Source organism: Vibrio sp. J2-3(2022), from assembly GCF_021725735.1.
In the GTDB taxonomy this organism is placed as follows: Bacteria; Pseudomonadota; Gammaproteobacteria; order Enterobacterales; family Vibrionaceae; genus Vibrio; species Vibrio diabolicus.
In genome coordinates this window covers 508,036-527,995 of the sequence record NZ_JAKKCK010000001.1, presented here as the reverse complement: position 1 = coordinate 527,995, position 19,960 = coordinate 508,036, and the positions used below count along the sequence as shown (strand labels likewise).

Genomic DNA, 19,960 nt, shown 5'->3' with positions numbered 1-19,960 from the left:
CTTTTAAAATAGCTCTCTCATAAAACTTAAAAGATCAAAGGAAGTTTAATGTTTGGCCTCGACGCATTTATGCTTGCACGGATACAGTTCGCCTTTACGGTATCCTTTCATATTATTTTCCCCGCTATCACCATAGGTTTGGCCACCTATCTCGCCGTGCTGGAAGGCTTATGGCTAAAAACACGTAATCCCGATTACCAAAAGCTCTATCACTTCTGGTCGAAAATTTTTGCGGTTAACTTTGGAATGGGTGTTGTATCTGGTCTTGTCATGGCCTATCAATTCGGCACCAACTGGAGTGGTTTCTCCGACTTCGCTGGTTCTATCACTGGCCCATTACTGACTTATGAAGTGTTAACGGCTTTCTTTCTCGAAGCCGGATTTCTTGGCGTAATGCTGTTTGGGTGGCGTCGCGTCGGCGAAAAGCTGCACTTTTTTGCAACCTCGATGGTGGCGTTAGGCACGATCATTTCGACGTTCTGGATTCTCGCCTCCAACAGTTGGATGCAAACGCCACAAGGCTATGAAATTGTTGACGGACGCGTGGTGCCAACCGACTGGTTTGCTATCGTTTTCAATCCTTCATTTCCTTATCGTTTGGCGCACATGAGCGTCGCGGCTTTCGTTAGTTCCGCACTCTTTGTAAGCGCGTCAGCCGCTTGGCATTTATTGAGAGGCAATCAATCAACTGCGGTAAAAACGATGTTTTCGATGTCGCTCGGGATCTTAGTGTTCCTTGCGCCACTCCAAGCCGTGATTGGCGATGTGCACGGGTTAAACACCTTGGAATACCAGCCCGCCAAAATCGCTGCCATCGAAGGACATTGGGATAACAGTGATGGCAAACCAACCCCATTGATTTTGTTCGGAATGCCAAACATGGAACAAGAACGCACAGACTATGCCTTAGAAATTCCTGTTCTAGGAAGTTTGATCCTACGCCACAGTTTAACTGAACCGATCCCGGCGCTGAAAGACTTCCCGAAAGAGGAACGACCGAACTCACCTATCGTCTTTTGGTCATTTCGAATCATGGTCGGTCTAGGACTTCTGATGATTTTTCAAAGCTTCTACAGCATGTGGTTACGAAAAAAGAACACGCTTTATACCTCGCGTTGGTTCCTTAAGTTTTCATTATTTATGGGACCATCTGGTCTTATCGCAATACTCGCTGGCTGGTTTACGACAGAGGTTGGTCGGCAACCTTGGGTCGTGTATGGCGTACAAAAAACGCGTGATGCGGTTTCTGCACATGGAGACCTACAAATGAGCATCAGCCTGCTGTGTTTCCTTGTTGTGTACAGCTTGGTGTTTGGTTTTGGGTATTACTACATGATCCACCAAATCAAGAAAGGCCCCGATGCAATCGAGCACGATGAGCACGACATGACGACCGTTTCAGGCCGCATCTAGAATTTGTCACAAAGTGAAGGTAAAGAATATGCATTTTGATTTATCCGTGATTTGGTTCGCGATCATCGTTTTTGCCACTTTGATGTACATCATCATGGATGGCTTTGATTTGGGTATTGGAATACTGATGCCATTCATCAAGGATGAAAAACAAAAAGACGTCATGGTCAACAGTGTCGCGCCAGTTTGGGACGGCAACGAAACTTGGATTGTGCTTGGAGGCGCATCTCTATTTGGCGCTTTTCCGATGGCTTACGCGGTAATTATTGAAGCGCTAACCATCCCTTTGACGTTGATGTTGATTGCTTTGATCTTTCGTGGCGTAGCGTTTGAGTTTCGCTTTAAAGCATTGGAAAACCACTTAAAGTTCTGGGATCGCTCTTTTATGGTCGGCTCGATTTTAACCACGTTTTTCCAAGGCATCGTTGTTGGCGCGGTAATTCAAGGCTTTGCGGTGGAAAACCGCGTTTTCGTAGGTAGCCAACTAGACTGGCTCACCCCTTTTCCCATCTTTTGTGGTTTGGGTTTAGTCGCAACGTACGCACTGCTTGGTAGCACATGGCTCATCATGAAAACGGAAGGTGCACTGCAAAACACGATGTACCGCTTCACTAACAAAACACTACTGGCGATGATCTCCGCATTAGTCATTGTGAGCGCTTGGACCCCACTTGCTTACCCTGCCATTGCGGAAAGATGGTTTTCTCTGCCTAATTTGTTCTACTTACTGCCCGTACCTGTCATTACTGGGCTGGTATGTTTGAAGATTGCCGACTCCGTTAAAAAGCGAAAAGAGCGCAGCCCTTTCGTGATGGCATTGGTGATCGTGATTCTCGGGTTCGCAGGGCTTGGCATCAGTATCTGGCCAAATATCATTCCTCCTAGCATATCAATATGGGAAGCAGCCGCTCCTGCAAGCAGTCAGCGCTTTATGCTCGTTGGAGCGGTGATCATCATCCCGATCATTCTGGCTTACACCTTTTGGAGTTATTACGTCTTCTCCGGAAAAGTGAAAGAAGACGAAGCGTACCATTAACGAGTTGATAAGGAGTGAGTATGAAAATCAAAAATTGGTGCCGCCAATGGGCGTGGATGGTTGGGATCTGGGCGGCCAGTGTGCTAGCTCTGGGGTTCGTATCAATGCTGTTTCGCGTCATGATGACCGCTGCAGGGTTAAAATCTTAGCTCTGCACTTATAGGACAATCAAAAAATCGACCGCCTCCGGTTCTTGGTCAGAGCTAGAGGCGTTTAAAGTTAAGTGCGACTTTTTACGTGTGCAGACAATACGATAGTAGATTCTGAACCGAGCGCCACTTCAAAATAACCACCAGCGCGAGATAGCTGGCGAGCCATCAGTTTTTCTTTGCCCAGCTTTTCAAACCAATAAGGCGCTAATGAGCACTGAGCCGAACCTGTGGCAAGATCTTCTGAAATACCGATTTTAGGTGCAAAGTAACGCAACACATAGCCACTATCAGAACTTTGAGCCGTCACGATGACAGCATGAAACTCATCAATTTTAATCAGCTCATCAAAGTTAGGTTTATAGTGAGCAACATCATCTTCGGACTCGAGAACAACAACCAAATCACGCGTTGTAAAAGCATCTACAGGGCGATTGGAAAAGCCTGAAATATCCAAGGGGATTACATGAGGCTTTGCTTGCCAACTTGGCATCACGATCCTGTACATTCCATCCAGTTCAGTAACGGTAATATGACCATATTGGCTTTTTAGAATGACCTCATTCTGATGATAGTTGGAAATGATTGCAGCGCCTGCGCCCAAACTTCCGTGTCCGCATAGGTTGATCTCTCCTTCTAGGCTAAACCAGCGAATGTGGTAGTCACTGCCAGCCTGAACCACAAATGATGTGACAGGTTGAGCGACCTGATGAGTGATTTGAAGTAACTCAGAATCACTCAGCCAGTGATTTAGTTCGACAACGCCACAAGGGTTACCTTGAGCCAATTCATCACAAAATACATCATATACTTGCGCTTTAATCATCCATCATCCTTGCGGTTTAACGCTGCACTAAGTTGTGAACAACGCTATCATTAACCCGAAACCAAAAACGAAACCTAAAAATGACAAGCCTCGGGAGTCCCTCTTAAATGCTTTGTTAGTCTTTTTATGCATCTATCTTGGCTAGTTCAACCGTAAACCCATGTTTTGTAACCGTCTACTGTGATGACGCAGGTTTACTTTTGAAAAAAAGGGCAAGTGCACTTCACCTTTCTTCTTGTTTCTTAGAGTTGATTACATCGGCCTCTTCGTAGCCTTCTTTGATCAAATATGCAACGACATTAAGCTTCATTTCATCCCTCACCACTCCTACACATAAGCAACTAATATCTCATTAAAGTTCTCCATATGGTATGACATCTGTCATAAATATTACCAATCGTAATGAATAGCTTTATCCTATTAAATCCACTAAATGGCTTTCATTAAACTCTGATAGCTTTTGCAGCTTTAGACTGGCTTCATTAAACTCTTGGTAGAACTTATCAGGTTGAGGTATCACGACTGTTTTTATGTTTGCTCGTGTTGCCGCAAGCATACCCGAATAAGAGTCTTCAAAGGCAATACAGTTACTTGAATCTACACCTAGTTTATTGATTGTTGAAAGGTAGACATCTGGCTCTGGCTTGCCCTTTTCTACATCGTCTGACGATGATATCGCGTCAAAGTAACTGGCAATACCGAGTTTGTTCAAAATGGTGGGAATGAGTTGATAAGGTGAATTAGTAGACAGCCCTATCTTAAACCCTTTTTCCTTAAGCAATTTGAGTGTTTCTGTAACACCCTCTAATTCGCATCCTTTTTCAATTATTAATGCCTCCACTTTATCCACAACAGCATTCTCTACTTCCTCTAGGCTCTTTTCTTGCCAAGGATTACGTTCATACCAAAACCTTGTTACTTCACCTGTCGTCATCGTCGCAGTCTGCTTTGATAATACTTCGGTCACTTGGACGCCAACTGATGAAAACACCTGCTTTTCCGCTTCCTTCCACAAAGGTTCTGAATCAATCAGCAACCCGTCCATATCAAAGACCGCAGCGTATATCATTGGTACATCCTCAGTAAGTTCTATTCGTTGAGTAAGATTTGTCTATTCAACCAAAGCATAGCTTTGCATATAACGAGGGAGAGTATCACATTTGCCTGTAGCTATCAGAGCCAGTTCGATGACTCATCTTTAAACCTCAACATGACCGATGTTCATGGCTACTTTTAACGCCAGCTTATTGAGATTAGACGCCTCCCAAGCAACAACAACACGACTGGTTAGGGGGATATCATCAATCTCGGCGACTGTCGCAGAATCATCGAGATGTTCAGCCAGTGAACGCGGAACGAGAGCAATACCTAACCCAGCCTGCGCCATGGCGATCGTCGTACGAAGTTGCGGTGCTGCGAACTGTGGTTCGAGCCTTACTCCTGCGTCGGCAAAAAGTGTGCTCATGCCATCAAACAATGCGGGTCCAGTCTCTCGTGGAAACAGTAAAATTTTATGGCCTCTCAACTGTTTCATCTGGATACAGGGATACTTTGCCAGCTCGTGCCCCGCCGGAATCACAGCGACAAACGGGTCGTTAAACAACACCTTGTGCTCAAAAGGCTCACTGGCGTAGCAGGGTAGCCGCATGATTGCGAGATCAAGTTGTTTGCTTTTTAACTGAGCGGCAAGCTCTGGCATTGACAGTTCCGCCGCCTGTAAATGAACCCCATTCTCTTGAATACGCCCCACCCTCTCTAATACCTTAATGCAGGTTGATGTTGACGTTGCGAACCCGATTTTAACCTGCGTATTTTCACCACGAGCAATCTGTCGGGCTTTTGCTTTAGCGCGTTCCACATCAGCAAGAATATTTACCGCATCCGTATAGAAGACTTGCCCAGCATGGGTCAGTTCTACCCCTCTAGACAAGCGCTTAAATAGGTCCACACCAAGCTCGTGCTCTAACTTTTTGATTTGTTGACTTAAAGGAGGTTGCGCAATCCCTAACTGTTCAGCGGCTCGGGTAAAGTGACGAGTCTCGGCGACCGCGACAAAATACTTCAGGTAGCGAAATTCCATATATTTTCCATATCAAAATAAATCTTTTTTATATTGGATTTAGCACCGTGTAGAAGTCAATCTAAATATACTCTTCATTGCATAACTGGTCTTACTCATGCGTGGATTTTATAACCCTCTATGTGCTTGTTCGCTTGAAGTAGCGAAAGAATTTTCTGAATACCATCACGTTACCGGAGATGGTGAGATTTATCAGACTTCGTTGATGAGTGCTTTGATCGCTGGTGTTTACGAAGGCTCAACAACCATAGAAGAACTGCTGAAACATGGGGATTTTGGTTTAGGTACGTTCAATGAATTGGATGGTGAGTTGATTGCTTTTGATAAGGAAGTTTTTCAACTCAAGTCGGATGGCTCCGCAAACCCGGCAGACCTGGCGCAAAAAACGCCCTTTGCTGTCATGACTTTTTTTAAGCCTGATATCGAGCTGCCACTGACATCGCGCATGTCACGTCATGAAGTCCATAGCCTCATAGACGACATGGTTCCAAGCGATAACCTATTTTGCGCAGTGCGCATTGATGGCGTTTTCGATTCAGTTCGTACTCGCACCGTACCTAAACAAACACGCCCTTATCGGCCAATGCTTGAAGTGGTCAAAGAACAACCAACGTTCCGCTTCACGCATAAGCAAGGCGTGGTCGCCGGCTTTCGCAGTCCTAAATATACGACTGGCATCAATGTACCCGGCTATCACGAACACTTTATTACCGATGACCGCCAAGGAGGTGGTCATATCCAGGATTACAGCATTTCGTCAGGATTTCTCCAGATTGGCAAAGTCTCGCGGCTAGTGATTGATACACCAGTATCGACAGACTTCCTCACTGCCAATTTGGCTCCGGAAGATATAAATACCGCTATAGAAAAGGCGGAAAAGTAACAAAGTCAGGCAAATAATAAGGACAACAAATGCAATCCAAACCTTCAAATAAGAATGGAGCTCAGTTGATCGCTCAACAGCTAGAGTCTCTCGGCATTAAGTACATATTCGGTATTCCCGGTGCAAAAATCGATCGACTGTTCGATGCGATTGAAGACACTAACATCCAAATGATTCCGGTACGCCACGAGGCTAACGGCGCATTTATGGCGGGCGTTATGGGAAGACTAACCGGCAAAGCAGGCGTCACAATGGTTACGTCAGGTCCAGGCTGTGGCAATCTAGTTACGGGGGTTGCAACAGCAAACTCCGAAGGCGATCCGCTGATTGCTATCGGTGGTGCGGTGAAACGAACTGACCAGCAAAAACAAACACACCAGAGCATGGATACCGTCAGTATTTTTCGCTCTATAACTAAGTTCAGTGCTGAAGTGCAGCATGTGGACGCCGCAAGCGAGATCATGGCGAACGCATTTCGTATCGCAGAGTCAGGTCGTCCTGGGGCTTGCTTTTTGAGTCTCCCTCAAGATGTTTTATCCGAGCAAACCCAAACGGACATTATTGTCCCCTCGCCTTACACACAGCCTGGTTGCGCAGACATCGCAGCAATCGAAGAAGCGGTCAGTCGAATCAGTAAAGCAAAGCGCTGTGTAGTTTTACTTGGCCTTCACGCGAGCCGCAGTCAAAACGCTGCTGCTATCGCCCGATTTCTTCAAAATACGCAGCTACCCGTTGTCGGCACTTACCAGGCCGCCGGCACGGTAGACATCAATTACTATCACCACTTTGCTGGGCGTGTCGGTTTATTTAATAACCAACCTGGCGATGTTTTACTGCGGGACGCCGATTTAATTCTCACCATCGGCTTTAGCCCAATAGAGTATGACCCTGAGCTTTGGAACAGCCACCGCAACCCAGTGATTCACCTCGATATTGAACCGGCAGAATACCAACTGAATTATCAGCCTTGTGTTGAAATCGTCGGAAACATTGCGCAGTCATTAGACAAAATGGGCAGCTACATCTCTGAATATGCTCGCCTTTCCCCAACGGCACTTTCAGTACTGGAAGAGGTAGCACTGCAACGGCAAGTGATCAAAACCTATCCCAATGTCTATAACAAGCAAGGATTTCATCCACTGGCACTGATTAAAGCCATGCAATCTATCATCACACCAGATACCACGTTATGTCTTGATATGGGGAGCTTCCACATCTGGATCGCTCGTTACTTAAGTTGTTTTCGAGCTCGCCAAATGCTGGTGTCTAACGGCCAACAAACGATGGGCGTTGCACTGCCATGGGCCATTGGTGCCAGCCTACTGAAACCTGGCAGCAAAGTGGTATCGATATCGGGAGACGGCGGTTTTATGCAATCGAGCATGGAGTTAGAAACCGCGGTTAGACTGAACTGCAATATCGTCCATATTGTGTGGGTTGATAACGCCTACAACATGGTAGAAATGCAAGAGATCAACAAATATCAGCGCTGCTCTGGTGTGAAATTTGGTCCAATTGACTTCAAAGCGTACGCCGAAGCATTTGGCGCGAAAGGCTTCGCAGTGACTAGTCAACACGAATTGCTACCGACATTGAATAAAGCCATGGACGTTGAAGGACCAGCAGTGGTGGCTATCCCCGTAGATTACAGCGACAACGACAAACTGATGTTGCCGCGCACAGAGAAAAATCAAGATCCCGTTTTTGTAAGTTTCGAAGGAGAAATCGCATGAGAGGATTAAAAAATAAAGTCGCACTCGTCACTGGTTCTGCCAATGGTATTGGTTTGGCCATCGCAAAACGTCTGTATGAAGAAGGCGCAAACGTCGCTCTTGCCGATTGGAATGAAGAGCAGTTGGCAAACGCCGTTGAGGGCTTTGATAAACAGCGCGTGTCTGCGCATTCCATTGATGTTTCTGATCCAGATAAAGTCGCAGCACTGATTTCTGATGTTGTTACCCGTTTCGGTAAACTGGATATTTTAGTAAACAATGCTGGCGTACATGTCCCAGGTTCAGTGATTGAAGGTAGTGTGGAAGACTGGAAGAAGATCTCTGGTGTAAACATTGACGGCGTCGTTTATTGCGCGAAGTTTGCGTTACCTGAACTCTTAAAAACGAAAGGTTGTATGGTGAATACCGCGTCCGTTTCTGGTTTGGGTGGTGACTGGGGTGCCGCATTCTATTGCGCGAGTAAAGGCGCTGTGGTCAACCTTACTAGAGCGATGGCATTGGACCATGGTGCGGAGGGTGTAAGAATTAACGCCGTATGCCCAAGCTTAGTAAAAACCAACATGACGAACGGCTGGCCGCAGGAAATCCGCGATAAATTCAATGAGCGCATTGCGCTTGGCCGAGCAGCCGAACCTGAAGAAATTGCGTCTGTCGTGACTTTCTTGGCAAGTGATGACGCATCTTTCATTAATGGCGTAAACCTACCTGTAGACGGCGGTGCCACCGCATCAGATGGTCAACCTAAAATAGTATAAGCATTAACACTGACTGAGCAGAATTTTTAACTGTAAGGTATCCACGCCAAAAAAAGAGCCGAGTTTGTACTCGGCTCTTGTGTGTCTGTTCTTAAGCCTGCGACGTTGCTAAACCTGCCGACGCGCCGCCTAATAACACATGATTAAACTCCATTCGAGATTCTTGGGCTTGTTCAGACAGTTCTTGTTTCTTCTGTTGAGCCAACTCAAGCGCTTCGGTTAGTTGCTGTAGCTCTGCTTGCATCTCTTCTGGTAAATGATGGTCCGAAAACCCAGATTCACAGCTATGTTCTAAGGCAAATGCGCGAATTCTCTTACGCATGCTCATCAGGGCTGCCATTGCTTCGCGCTCTTCTTCAGCCGCCTGTTGAGCTAAGTCTTTAAAGCGCTCAAATTTCGCCAAAGCCATTCCCTCTGTTGACCAAGGGTCAATTTCCGGCAGTTCTTCAATGTTAATGGTTGGCTCTTCGTATTCTGCTTGATGTTTAATATCTAGGCTCGCCGCGCGAACAAAGGACACCATCAACATCACCGAGATAACTAACAACGGTAAACCTCCCACGATCGCAGCGGTTTGTAATGTCGATAAACCTCCCATGAACATTAGGACGGTTGGCAGAAAAGACAAAGTAAACGCCCAGAACAAACGGTTCCAGCGCATCGGTTCTTCCGTCACATCATTTTGAACCACAGACGCAAGAATGTACGAGATAGAGTCAAACGAAGTCGCCGTAAAAATGATACACAATAGTGTAAAAACACCAATAACGATTGGCCCTAACGGTAATGTGTCTAACGTTGCAAAAATAGCCGCTGGTGCGCCTGATTCGTTGAGGATTGCGATGACATCAAGCTCACCCGTCAATTGCAACGATAAACCATAGTTACCTAAAACAATGAAGAATAAGAAACAACCTAAAGAACCGTAAAATATAGAACCTACGACCATCTGTTTGATCGTTCTTCCACGCGAGATACGCGCAACAAACAATCCCATGCAAGGAGCAAAGACCAACCACCATGCCCAGTAGAAAATAGTCCAGTCTTGCGGGAAGTGTGTATCTGTAAACTCACCATAACCACCAAACGGCTCCGCCCAGGTTGCCATAACAAAGAAGTTAGACAACATACGACCAATAGAATCTAAGCCCGTTTCTAACATGAACACGGTTGGCCCAACGGCAAGTACAAAGAGTAACAAGCCCATCGCACCCCAGAAGTTAATGTTACTAAGGAATTTGATCCCCTTCTCAAGCCCTGCATACGCGGAGTAACCAAAAATCGCAGTACAGAGAAGTAATACAGCCACTTGGCTGAAGGTATTGTTTGGAAGACCGAAGATATGATGTAGACCACCGTTGATAAGAGGCGCTGCTAAGCCAAGCGTAGTCGCCGCGCCACCCAACATACCAAAAATAAACAGCACATCGATAAACTTGCCAATACCACCGTTTGCGCGCTTTTCTCCTAATACAGGCATTAACGCACTAGAGATTTTCAAAACAGGTTGTTTGCGTACATAAAAGAAGTAAGCGATAGGCAGAGCAGGAATAAGGTAAATTGACCAAGCGATCGGTCCCCAGTGAAACAGACCATAAGTCGCGGCCCAGCGAATGGCTTCTTCACTGCCTGCTTCCAACTGAAATGGAGGTGATTGATAGTAGTATGCCCACTCGATACACCCCCAATACAGAATACTTGCGCCAATACCTCCACAAAATAGCATTGCAGCCCATGAGGCGTTACCAAATTCTGGTTGCTCGTCGGCTTCACCAAGTTTGATTTGGCCAAGATCGCTGAACACGGTGTAAATCATAAAACACATTGCTGCGATACCCAGTGCGAGGTATAACACACCAAGCTTATCGGTCATGAAAAATTTGGCCGAAGCTATCCAATCCGCACCTTGTGTGGGAAATAAAATTAAAGGTATAACGACGCTGAGTAAAAGAAAGAGTGAGCCTAAGAAGGTAGGCTTATCGATGAGAGAAAATGATTTATCCATATTATATATCCTTATGTTTTCAAAGGACATGATCTACATTTCTCACAACTTCGCCAATTCACAACACTTATCGTTACCACAAGAATAATTGTCTTTAAAATATGCATTATGTGACGCTGATTTTGTATTCATTATTTGATGCCATAGCGTTTAAATACGGCAACTTTTCTGCCACACCATCCAGCGCTCTCTGCCTTTAAAAACCTCAACACTGTTTGCCACCACTGAGGATTCCACAAGCTTAAACGTCGGTTCTAGATAACCCTCCAACTCCCCACTTCGCAAACAAAATGGAGGGAAGCGAGAGTGGTAATCATCATCTATAACGAAATAACCAATTAACAAACCGTCTCTTGGCAGCAATTTATCCACCATAGCAAAGTAATCTGGCCACTGGTCTCTCGGTAGTGCAGCGAGAAAGGCACGCTCGTAAATCACATCAAATGAGTGCGTAGAGTCAGCGTTAAATACATCCCCCAGCACGACTTTATCTTTGTGCTTGCCTAACGTCGATTGCGCCATTTTTACTGCTTGTTGGCTGTAATCCATCGCGATCACATCATGCCCATATTGAATAAAAGAGCTGAGTTCATAAGCAGCACCACAGCCAGGGATAAATACAGACTGACCGCTATGAAGCGCTTTTTCTAGGTAAGCTTTTAGCTCTTGAGGTGTGGTTTTGGCATCCCACGGCATGGTGCCTTGGGTAAACAAATTATCCCAAAACTGTTGATTGATGGTCGGTGCCTGCTTCATTTATCGCCCTCCTAATTGTACTGGCACAAAAAGAAAGGGATACGCAGCACAATGTGGTATCCCCTCTCCTAGCCTTTGATTTTTACGTTGTTAGCTTTTTATAAATGCGTTTTACAATGATGGGTTAACTGCGCAGGTCATTGATTAACGGCTGCTCCGCTTGGTTCGGTACAAACTGGACATTGCCTTTCAGTTTGGTGACAGACTGGAGTGTCGCTTGAATGTCCTCTGCCGAGACATGAACATCATGACAGCAGAAAGTAATGGTATCGTTGAAGCCATCACGCTCAATTTTCAAGGAGCCTTTAATATCGTGGCGACGACAGACTTCTTGGATCTGATGCGGATAAACAAACAGGCCTTTCACTTTCACCGCTGAGTCCGCACGCCCCATCCAGCCTTTAATTCGCGCATTCGTGCGTGGCGAATCCGAGCCCGTTTCTAGGTATGCCGATAAATCTCCCGTTGCGTAGCGAATCAGCGGAAACTTCTCATCGAGCGATGTCACGACCACTTCGCCGACTTCTCCCAGTTGTACAGGAATGCCATCAGGATTAACGATTTCAACGATAATATCTTCGGCAACCACCAAGCCTTGCTCGCCAGACACTTGATAAGCAATCAAACCAAGCTCAGCACTTGCGTAGGCTTGAGAGACTGCAATTCCTTTAACCTCAAACATCTGTTGCATGTCTGCAGTGACTGCTTCACCAGAGACTAGCGCTTTGGTAAAACTCGGCGACTCACCATATTTCTCTTGGTACTTTTGTAGCAACGTCAGCAAGTAAGAAGGCGTGCCCGTATAACCCGTTGGCTGCAGCTGTTTAATCGCTTCAATTTGTGCTTCGGTATTCCCGACACCCGCCGGAAATACCGCGCAGCCACAAGCTCTTGCGCCACCATCCATAATAAATCCACCAGGCGAGAAATGATAAGAGAGCGTGTTATGCACTAAATCGCCCGCACTAAATCCAGCCGCGTGAAACGCGCGCCCCATACGCCAGAAATCCACCTCATCCGTTTGTGCCTCATACAACGGCCCCGGTGATTGGAATACACGCGCCATCTGACCAATCGCAACACTATTTAAACCACCAAACGGCGGTTTAAGTTGCTGCTGGTTTGGAATATTGAATTTGCGCGTAATTGGAAACTGGGTAAGCCCTTCACGATTATTCGCCAATGTAGGATCTAACTCAGCAAAATGCGCCGCATAATGTTCGCTGTTGGCTTTTGCATTTTCAATCAACGTTGGCAGACGTTGAAACAGCGATTCTTCTCGTGCCTGCGGAGATAACGATTCTTTCGCATCAAATAGTTCGTTCATCCTTGCTCCTTATAACCAACGCTTACGACGTTTGTAAGATTTCAGATTCTTGAAGCTCTTGCGATCTTCATCGCCGCCGCCAAGGTAGAACTCTTTCACATCTTCATTGTTTAGCAGTTCGTGCTTGCTGCCATCCAGTACGATTTTGCCTGATTCCATGATGTAACCGTAATCGGCCGCTTGAAGGGCAAAGTTGGCATTCTGCTCAACCAAAAGCATGGTAATGCCTTGATCTTTATTAATCTTGTTAATAATGCTGAACACCTCCTTCACCAACAGCGGCGAAAGCCCCATCGAAGGTTCATCCAACAAGATCATTTTTGGACGAGCCATCAGTGCACGACCAATCGCTAGCATTTGCTGCTCACCACCTGACAAATAACCCGCTAGACCGGTGCGCTCTTTAAGGCGAGGGAAATAATCAAACACCATTTCGATGTCTTGCTCGACTTCGTTGTCCGTACGCGTGTAAGCCCCTAAGCGAAGATTTTCTATTACCGTCATATCTTCAACAATTCGGCGCCCTTCCATAACTTGGAAGATGCCCGAACGGACGATCTCTTCCGGGCTTTTGTTGTCTATGCGCTCGCCCATGAAGTTGATTTCGCCGCGCGTCACTTCACCATCTTCGGTTTTCAACAAACCAGAAATGGCTTTCAACGTCGTTGATTTACCCGCACCGTTGGCACCCAGTAAGGTCACTATCTGCCCTTTTGGAACTTCTAAGCTCACACCGCGAAGTACTAGTATTACTTCGTCGTAGACGACTTCAATGTTGTTCACTGAAAGCAGTATTTCTGCCGGTTCGATATTCGTTGCTAATTCAGCCATCAAGCTACTCCTTGCTAGGGTGAGAGTGTCCTCTCACCCATCCTTATTTTCAGTAAGCTTTGTTATTAATAAGTCGTCGATTAGTAACCTAGCCAATCGTCACGACGTGACAATGTCACCTGAGATACTTTCTTAATATCAACTGCGCCGCCGTTGTTGTTACCCATAAACACGTTCACGGTTGTTGTGCCACGGTGATCTTCCGGTTTCCAGTTCGCAGGTACACAAACACCTTCTAAGCCTTGTGGGACCCAGTTGTCATGGACATACATGCCCTTCTTGATGTTTTCACCCGTGATGCCACCGTTGTCTTTCGCCCACTCCATCGCTTCTTTCATGTAGAACGCAGAACAAATGCCGCGAATGTAGTGGTGAGTTCTAAACTCGCCAGGCTCTGATTCAGACTGCTTAGAAATCTCACGAACCAGTTTCATGCCTTCGTTATCGTCTCCCCAAAACGCCGTCATGCCAGGAAAAACGTAATCTTTAAGGCCATCGCCCGCCGCTTCAAGTACTGGTTTGTCACCGCCCCAAATGTTCGCCATGTACTGGAACTCTGTACCAACCGTGTTACAAGACTTCACGAGTGAGATTACCGAGCTACCGATATTGGCAATGTAACCGTAGTTGGTGCCAGACTCTTTGAGTGACAGACATTGTGCTTTGAAGTCCCCTGGTTTTAGTGACACAACGACTGGGTTTTGCACCTCAAAACCAAGCTCTTCAGCATATTCTGCACACGCTTCTTTTGGCGCATTCGGGAATGGGTGGTTATCGCCAATGTGGGTAAATTTCGGCGCACCTTGGTTGCCCTTTGATTCCCAATCTTCTTTCGCCCACTTCACTAGTGCACGACACGCATCTGAGTACGACGCACCATAGAAGAAGTTATAAGGCGCTGGTTTCGCGGTTTTTGGGTTCTTGCCGGTTGGGTCCGTTAAGTGACCTGAATAAGAGGCAGAGAACACTGGCACTTTGTCTTTGGTCACAAACGAGATGAGTGCTTCGGTATCTGCCGTGCCCCAACCTTGTAGCGCAACCATGTCTTTACGCGCCACCCAACGTTTGTAGTTGGAAATGGCTACTGGCACTTTATACGCCATGTCTACCGTTTCAAATTCGAGCTCAGTACCGTTAATGCCGCCGTTTTGGTTGATCCAGCGTAATGCGTCTCGCACACCAGAACCATAAGGCTTACTCACGTAGGCTGTTGGTCCAGAAAAGTCGACCAATTGCCCGACAAATACAGAGTCTTTTGCCCAAGTGGCGGTAGTAAACAGTGCCGAAGATAGCACCAACGTTGTCGCTAAATGTCCTTTGTTCATAACTCGTTGTCCTTGTTATTGAGGTATATTCCACTTAATTCCACGTTAATATGAGAACGGATAGTGTTTCCAATATGCTCGAATCTGTTGCCAGCGATGCGATAACCCTTGAGGTTCGAAAATGAGGAACAGCATGATGACTAAACCAATCGCCATTTCTTTGAAGTAAGCCAGGCCATCAATGAACGAAGTGTTATTGCTAAACTCAGCCAACCCCGTCACGCCAAACTCCAAAACTTCAGGCAGCAATACGATAAATATCGTACCCATCAATGTGCCTTTGACTGAACCCAAGCCACCAATGATGATCATTGCCAAAAACTGGATAGACATCATGATGGTGAAACCTTCTGCTGATACAAAACCTAGATAATGTCCGTAGAGTGCGCCCCCGATGCCCGCATAGAATGCGCATACACCAAATGAGAGCAGACGATACTTAGTTAGGTTGATGCCCATGATTTCTGCCGACAGATAGTGATCTCGTACCGATACAAACGCGCGACCATCACGAGAACGGATCAAGTTCGATGCCCACATATACATGAAGATCAGCGCAAATAGAGCGATGTAGAAGAAACTTTCGTCGGTCGTAAACTCAAAGCCAAACAGATTGATAGGGTTTGCACCAGCACCATATGAGCCGCCACTGAACCAGTCTGCACGAGCAAAGAAGTCCTCTAAAATAAACTGCGCCGCCAACGTTGCGATAGCTAGATATAAACCTTTAATTCGAGCAGCTGGCAGACCAAACAGCATCCCGACAATCATGGTTAAGTAACCCGCGAGCGGAATCGCAAACACGACTGGAATGTTGAACTGGTTATTCAGCCAAGCCGATGCAAAGGCACCAAAGCCAAAGAACGCACCGTGACCTAGGGAAATTTGTCCGGTAAAACCAACCAGAATGTTTAAACCCAGCGCCGCGATACCGAGATACGCAATCTGAATAAACAGGTTTAGGAAGTAAATATCCAAGACCAGCGGTGCTGCCAGCATGGCGATGACACCTGCAATCGCAAGGCTTCTGATGGTTTTGGTTTCAAAAATTGGCGTATCGCTTTTGTATGTGGTTCGAAAATCCCCACATGGGCGCATGCTAAGTTGAGCCATGTTATTTCTCCTTAAATACGCTCGATATCTTTGGTACCAAACAGGCCGTATGGCTTGAAGGCAAGAATGATTAACAGCACATAGAATGGTGCGATGTTGTACAGGTTACCCACTTGCAGGTATTGGCTATCAAAAAACTCAGCTAAGTTCTCTAGCACCCCGATGGTGATACCACCGACAATTGCACCGACTACAGAATCTAAGCCACCTAAAATAACGGCTGGAAAAACTTTGATACCAATAATGGATAGCGCGTCAGATACGCCGTTAACGATCCCGATAACAATCCCTGCTGTTGCAGATACCATTGCCGAAATAGCCCAACTAATGGCGAACACTTTCTTGATGGAAATGCCAAGACTCTGGGCTACTTGCTGGTTAAATGCCGTTGCGCGCATTGCCAGACCCATTTTGCTGAATTTGAAGAACCAGTAGAACGCGCCCATGATGAGCATCGAGAAGATCAAACTCAGAATGTAAGCGAACTCAACGTTCAAACCACCAATATTCACCACGTTTGTTTCGAACACTTGCGGATACGACACAGCTGAGACACCAAATATCCATTTCATCAATGCTTGGAAGAACATAGACAGACCGATGGTCACCATGATCACAGAGATAATCGGTTCACCAATTAACGGCCTGAGCACAATGGTTTGCACCGCAATACCGAACACCATCATGAACGCGAGCGTGAGTAAAAAGCCGATAAAAAATGGCAGTTGCAGATGAACAAGCGCCGCCCAGCATACCCATGCGCCAATCAACAAGAACTCACCCTGAGCGAAGTTGACCACCTGAGTCGATTTGTATATCAGTACAAAGCACATGGCGACCACGCCATACAACATGCCAACGATCACGCCATTAATGACGAGTTGCAGTAATAAATCCGTATTCACTATGCGATCCTCCGTTGTTCGCTATCCACCAGTGTTGGCTCATGTTCAATAAGCGTTTCAATCACTAGCGACGTTTGAATGCGTGTTTTGGTGCCATCCTGATAAGTGATCACCGTATCCACATCGACTTTTGGATCGTCGCTGTAGATGGTTTCGATGATGTCTCCGTATTTCTCCGCAACCACACCACGACGCACTTTACGCGTACGAGTTAGCTCGCCATCGTCGGCATCCAGCTCTTTGTAAAGTAGAATGAATTTGCTGATCTTCTGTGCATCTGGCAGTGATTCGTTCACTTTCAGCACTTCTTCACGAATCGCTTGATACACTTCTGGCTGAGCGGATAAGTTGGTGTAGTTAGTAAATGCCAAACCACGCTGCTCTGCCCACTTCGCAACAATCGCGTAGCGAATACAGATGATGGCGGATAGCCAAGGTCGACCTTTGCCCACCACTACGGCTTCTGCAATAAACGGCGAGAACTTGAGTTTGTTTTCAATGAACTGCGGAGAGTAGCGGTCGCCATGGCTGGTTTCCGACATATCTTTCAGACGATCAATCACCACCAAGTGGCCAGAGTCTTTAAAATAGCCCGCATCGCCTGTGTGCATCCATCCGTCTTGTACGTCTTCGTCATACGCTTCCTGGTTGTTCAGGTAGCCAGTAAACATGCCCGTACTTTTCGCGATGATCTCACCCACGCCATTGCTGTCTGGGTTGATGACTTTCACTTCTGCATTGTCAAACGCGACGCCGACGGAATCGTAATCCACGTCATCGGCTTGGTGGACGGTGTACGCACCACACATTTCGGTTTGACCGTAAAGCTGCTTGAGTGGTACGCCGATCGCTTGCAGATAACGGAAAGTATCAGGTCCCATCGCCGCACCACCCGTCGCAGCAGATGCTAGATTCGAGAAACCTAAGCGGTCACGCAGAGCACGTAGCAAAATCCATTCAGCGAGTTTTGAACGTTTACCCTGCTCCAACGCTTTATTCGCTAAGCTCATGCCCAGTTTGTACATCTTCTGCTTAAACGGTGTGGAATCCATCATTCGTGCAGACACGTCTGCCACAATGTTTTCCCACACTCGCGGCGCAAGCAGCACGAAGTTCGGGCCAATTTCGCGCAAGTCAGACATCATGGTTTCTTGTTCTTCCACGAAGTTAACGATTTGACGAGAAATCAACGCCTGACCAACCACATACACCTGCTCCATAATCCAAGGCAAAGGCAGAACAGAAACGTAGTTGTCGCCTGGAGAGCGCGGGTCGGCACGCAGATAAGCCGCACAGTGATCTAAGAAAGTGCCGCTGTGTAGCTGAGCCAACTTTGGTTTGGAAGTCGTACCCGACGTGGTACAAAGAATCGAAAGATCACTGCCTTTGGTTGCCGCAACCATATTGAGATATTTACCCGGATCCGCTTTGTCGATCAGTTGACCTTTTTTATAGACCTGCTCAACATCAATCAGTCGTGGGTCGTCGTACTTGCGCATTCCACGCGGGTCACAATAGATAATGAATTCTACGCTTGGGATCTCATCACCGAGTTCAAGTAGTTTGTCGCATTGTTCTTCATCTTCGGCAACCACGACTTTTGCTTTGGCATAGTTGATGAGGTACGCCACTTCTTCGTGCATGGAATCTTGATAGATGCCCAGCGAGAAACCTTTGATCGCATGTGCGGCCAACTCGCCCCATACCCATTCCGGGCGGTTATCACCCAGCAAACCAACAACGTCTTGCTCACCAACACCTAAATCTTGCAGTGCCAGAGCCATCCACTTCACTCGATTTTCATAATCTTGCCAAGTGAACTCTCGCCAAATACCAAACTCCTTTTCACGCATTGCGACTTGCTCGGGCCATTTCTTGGCATTGTGCTGCAACACTTTTGGAAAGGTATCTAAGCGGGTTATATCTGCCCAATCATTATGTTGCTGTGCCATTATGCACTCTCCTCTAATGTCGGTAGCTCTTCGCCTAAGTACGCTTGTTTCACATGTGGGTTGGCCATCACTTCTTCTGGCTCGCCCATCGCAATGTGTTTACCAAAATCCAACACCAATACGCGGTTAGAGATATCCATCACCACGCCCATATCGTGCTCGATCATGATGATGGTGATGTCTAACTCTTCGTTTAAATCCATGATGTAACGCGCCATGTCTTCCTTTTCTTCCAAGTTCATGCCTGCCATTGGTTCATCAAGCAGCAGTAACTTAGGTTTTAAGGCAATGGCACGAGCAAGCTCTACACGTTTACGTAAACCGTAAGAAAGTGTGCCAGCGGTGGCTTTGCGAATGTGCTGAATTTCAAGAAAATCGATTACGTCTTCTACGTATTTACGGTGCGCCATTTCTTCTTTCTGCGCGTTAGAGAACCAGTAAAGTGGTCCTGTGACGAAGTTGTTTTTCAGTAGGTGATGTCGACCAACCATAATGTTGTCGAGTACCGACATATGAGAAAAGAGTGCTAAGTTCTGGAAGGTCCTTCCCAACCCTAACTCAGCTCGTTGGCTAGGTGTTCGTTTGGTTACATCATCTCCAGCGAAGATTACAGAGCCTTTGTTTGGTGTGTATCGACCAGAGATGCAATTGAGCATTGAGGTTTTACCTGCACCGTTTGGACCAATGATTGAAAAGATTTCCTTTTCATTCACATGGAAGCTCACGTCAGTTAGAGCTTTCACCCCACCAAAAGCCAATGAAATATCGTTTACCTGCAACAGAGGCGATTCCGATACCATAGTTGATCTCCCTTTCGTTATTTAAGTGCGTTCCATTGAGCACTATTTGATCAAACCTAACTTTGATACTG

The 19,960-nt window shown here is 46.4% G+C and carries 19 protein-coding genes; 6 read left to right on the top strand and 13 right to left on the bottom strand.

Features of this window, described 5'->3' with window-relative positions; all coding sequences use genetic code 11:
- Nucleotides 1-48: 48 nt before the first annotated feature.
- From L3V27_RS02315 to L3V27_RS02305, 3 genes are read left to right on the top strand one after another with little or no spacing between them, the layout of a single operon-like run.
- Nucleotides 49-1,413 carry a cytochrome ubiquinol oxidase subunit I gene (locus L3V27_RS02315; RefSeq protein WP_237310904.1) on the top strand — a complete coding sequence of 455 codons (1,365 nt, stop codon included), beginning with the start codon at nt 49-51 and terminating at the stop codon, nt 1,411-1,413.
- A gap of 28 nt (nt 1,414-1,441) precedes the next feature.
- The gene (gene cydB, locus L3V27_RS02310; protein WP_140376602.1) at nt 1,442-2,449 is read left to right on the top strand and encodes a cytochrome d ubiquinol oxidase subunit II; all 1,008 of its coding nucleotides are present in this window, start codon (nt 1,442-1,444) and stop codon (nt 2,447-2,449) included.
- 20 nt (nt 2,450-2,469) lie between these two features.
- A complete protein-coding gene (locus tag L3V27_RS02305) occupies nt 2,470-2,598 on the top strand; it encodes a DUF2474 domain-containing protein (RefSeq protein WP_015313385.1) in 129 nt (42 codons plus the stop codon).
- A 70-nt stretch (nt 2,599-2,668) separates the two neighbouring features.
- Here the strand turns inward: L3V27_RS02305 and L3V27_RS02300 are convergent, their stop codons facing one another.
- The 4 genes from L3V27_RS02300 to L3V27_RS02290 all read right to left on the bottom strand — a co-directional run bounded on the left by L3V27_RS02300 (nt 2,669) and on the right by L3V27_RS02290 (nt 5,504).
- Entirely contained in the window at nt 2,669-3,424 is a 756-nt protein-coding gene (locus tag L3V27_RS02300) for a PhzF family phenazine biosynthesis protein (RefSeq protein ID WP_237310903.1), read from the bottom strand.
- A gap of 141 nt (nt 3,425-3,565) precedes the next feature.
- A complete protein-coding gene (locus L3V27_RS23405; protein WP_309474313.1) occupies nt 3,566-3,646 on the bottom strand; it encodes a hypothetical protein in 81 nt (26 codons plus the stop codon).
- A gap of 190 nt (nt 3,647-3,836) precedes the next feature.
- A complete protein-coding gene (gene hxpB, locus L3V27_RS02295; RefSeq protein ID WP_193447200.1) occupies nt 3,837-4,493 on the bottom strand; it encodes a hexitol phosphatase HxpB in 657 nt (218 codons plus the stop codon).
- A gap of 129 nt (nt 4,494-4,622) precedes the next feature.
- The gene (locus L3V27_RS02290; protein WP_237310901.1) at nt 4,623-5,504 is read right to left on the bottom strand and encodes a LysR family transcriptional regulator; all 882 of its coding nucleotides are present in this window, start codon (nt 5,502-5,504) and stop codon (nt 4,623-4,625) included.
- Nucleotides 5,505-5,601: 97 nt separating this feature from the next.
- Between L3V27_RS02290 and budA the strand changes: the two genes are divergently transcribed.
- From budA to L3V27_RS02275, 3 genes are read left to right on the top strand one after another with little or no spacing between them, the layout of a single operon-like run.
- Complete coding sequence (gene budA / locus L3V27_RS02285) at nt 5,602-6,387, top strand: acetolactate decarboxylase (protein ID WP_170901808.1); 786 nt, start codon at nt 5,602-5,604, stop codon at nt 6,385-6,387.
- 29 nt (nt 6,388-6,416) lie between these two features.
- On the top strand, nt 6,417-8,120 hold the full coding sequence (alsS, locus tag L3V27_RS02280) for an acetolactate synthase AlsS (RefSeq protein WP_237310900.1): 1,704 nt from the start codon (nt 6,417-6,419) through the stop codon (nt 8,118-8,120).
- Nucleotides 8,117-8,875 carry an SDR family oxidoreductase gene (locus tag L3V27_RS02275; RefSeq protein ID WP_005392589.1) on the top strand — a complete coding sequence of 253 codons (759 nt, stop codon included), beginning with the start codon at nt 8,117-8,119 and terminating at the stop codon, nt 8,873-8,875. The genes alsS and L3V27_RS02275 overlap by 4 nt, the downstream gene beginning before the upstream one ends.
- 91 nt (nt 8,876-8,966) lie before the next feature.
- Here the strand turns inward: L3V27_RS02275 and L3V27_RS02270 are convergent, their stop codons facing one another.
- The 9 genes from L3V27_RS02270 to L3V27_RS02230 form a co-directional block, all read right to left on the bottom strand.
- Nucleotides 8,967-10,880: a BCCT family transporter gene (locus L3V27_RS02270; RefSeq protein WP_109169837.1), complete on the bottom strand. Its 1,914-nt coding sequence runs from the start codon at nt 10,878-10,880 to the stop codon at nt 8,967-8,969.
- A 150-nt stretch (nt 10,881-11,030) separates the two neighbouring features.
- Complete coding sequence (locus tag L3V27_RS02265; RefSeq protein ID WP_237310898.1) at nt 11,031-11,636, bottom strand: methyltransferase domain-containing protein; 606 nt, start codon at nt 11,634-11,636, stop codon at nt 11,031-11,033.
- A gap of 124 nt (nt 11,637-11,760) precedes the next feature.
- Nucleotides 11,761-12,963 (bottom strand): AMP-binding protein, encoded by a 1,203-nt coding sequence (locus tag L3V27_RS02260; protein WP_237310896.1) that lies wholly within the window; start codon nt 12,961-12,963, stop codon nt 11,761-11,763.
- Between the two features lie 9 nt (nt 12,964-12,972).
- Nucleotides 12,973-13,794, bottom strand: coding sequence for an ABC transporter ATP-binding protein (locus L3V27_RS02255; protein ID WP_005392594.1), 822 nt, complete (start codon nt 13,792-13,794; stop codon nt 12,973-12,975).
- Between the two features lie 80 nt (nt 13,795-13,874).
- On the bottom strand, nt 13,875-15,119 hold the full coding sequence (locus L3V27_RS02250) for an ABC transporter substrate-binding protein (protein ID WP_006741059.1): 1,245 nt from the start codon (nt 15,117-15,119) through the stop codon (nt 13,875-13,877).
- 45 nt (nt 15,120-15,164) lie between these two features.
- Nucleotides 15,165-16,232, bottom strand: coding sequence for a branched-chain amino acid ABC transporter permease (locus L3V27_RS02245; protein WP_104973556.1), 1,068 nt, complete (start codon nt 16,230-16,232; stop codon nt 15,165-15,167).
- 11 nt (nt 16,233-16,243) lie between these two features.
- Nucleotides 16,244-17,137: a branched-chain amino acid ABC transporter permease gene (locus L3V27_RS02240; protein ID WP_005392598.1), complete on the bottom strand. Its 894-nt coding sequence runs from the start codon at nt 17,135-17,137 to the stop codon at nt 16,244-16,246.
- Nucleotides 17,137-19,089 carry a long-chain fatty acid--CoA ligase gene (locus L3V27_RS02235; RefSeq protein WP_182018650.1) on the bottom strand — a complete coding sequence of 651 codons (1,953 nt, stop codon included), beginning with the start codon at nt 19,087-19,089 and terminating at the stop codon, nt 17,137-17,139. Before L3V27_RS02235 ends, L3V27_RS02240 begins: the two co-directional genes overlap by 1 nt.
- A complete protein-coding gene (locus tag L3V27_RS02230; RefSeq protein WP_005392600.1) occupies nt 19,089-19,889 on the bottom strand; it encodes an ABC transporter ATP-binding protein in 801 nt (266 codons plus the stop codon). Before L3V27_RS02230 ends, L3V27_RS02235 begins: the two co-directional genes overlap by 1 nt.
- Nucleotides 19,890-19,960 lie beyond the last annotated feature (71 nt).

Excerpts from the sequence above, each read along its gene's own strand:
- cydB (WP_140376602.1), top strand. The coding sequence starts at position 1,442 with ATGCATTTTGATTTATCCGTGATTTGGTTCGCGATCATCGTTTTTGCC.
- L3V27_RS02235 (WP_182018650.1), bottom strand. The coding sequence starts at position 19,089 with ATGGCACAGCAACATAATGATTGGGCAGATATAACCCGCTTAGATACC.
- alsS (WP_237310900.1), top strand. The coding sequence starts at position 6,417 with ATGCAATCCAAACCTTCAAATAAGAATGGAGCTCAGTTGATCGCTCAA.
- L3V27_RS02250 (WP_006741059.1), bottom strand. The coding sequence starts at position 15,119 with ATGAACAAAGGACATTTAGCGACAACGTTGGTGCTATCTTCGGCACTG.
- hxpB (WP_193447200.1), bottom strand. The coding sequence starts at position 4,493 with ATGATATACGCTGCGGTCTTTGATATGGACGGGTTGCTGATTGATTCA.
- L3V27_RS02315 (WP_237310904.1), top strand. The coding sequence starts at position 49 with ATGTTTGGCCTCGACGCATTTATGCTTGCACGGATACAGTTCGCCTTT.
- L3V27_RS02260 (WP_237310896.1), bottom strand. The coding sequence starts at position 12,963 with ATGAACGAACTATTTGATGCGAAAGAATCGTTATCTCCGCAGGCACGA.
- budA (WP_170901808.1), top strand. The coding sequence starts at position 5,602 with ATGCGTGGATTTTATAACCCTCTATGTGCTTGTTCGCTTGAAGTAGCG.
- L3V27_RS02305 (WP_015313385.1), top strand. The coding sequence starts at position 2,470 with ATGAAAATCAAAAATTGGTGCCGCCAATGGGCGTGGATGGTTGGGATC.
- L3V27_RS02230 (WP_005392600.1), bottom strand. The coding sequence starts at position 19,889 with ATGGTATCGGAATCGCCTCTGTTGCAGGTAAACGATATTTCATTGGCT.
- L3V27_RS02270 (WP_109169837.1), bottom strand. The coding sequence starts at position 10,880 with ATGGATAAATCATTTTCTCTCATCGATAAGCCTACCTTCTTAGGCTCA.
- L3V27_RS02245 (WP_104973556.1), bottom strand. The coding sequence starts at position 16,232 with ATGGCTCAACTTAGCATGCGCCCATGTGGGGATTTTCGAACCACATAC.
- L3V27_RS02290 (WP_237310901.1), bottom strand. The coding sequence starts at position 5,504 with ATGGAATTTCGCTACCTGAAGTATTTTGTCGCGGTCGCCGAGACTCGT.
- L3V27_RS02300 (WP_237310903.1), bottom strand. The coding sequence starts at position 3,424 with ATGATTAAAGCGCAAGTATATGATGTATTTTGTGATGAATTGGCTCAA.
- L3V27_RS02255 (WP_005392594.1), bottom strand. The coding sequence starts at position 13,794 with ATGGCTGAATTAGCAACGAATATCGAACCGGCAGAAATACTGCTTTCA.
- L3V27_RS02275 (WP_005392589.1), top strand. The coding sequence starts at position 8,117 with ATGAGAGGATTAAAAAATAAAGTCGCACTCGTCACTGGTTCTGCCAAT.
- L3V27_RS02265 (WP_237310898.1), bottom strand. The coding sequence starts at position 11,636 with ATGAAGCAGGCACCGACCATCAATCAACAGTTTTGGGATAATTTGTTT.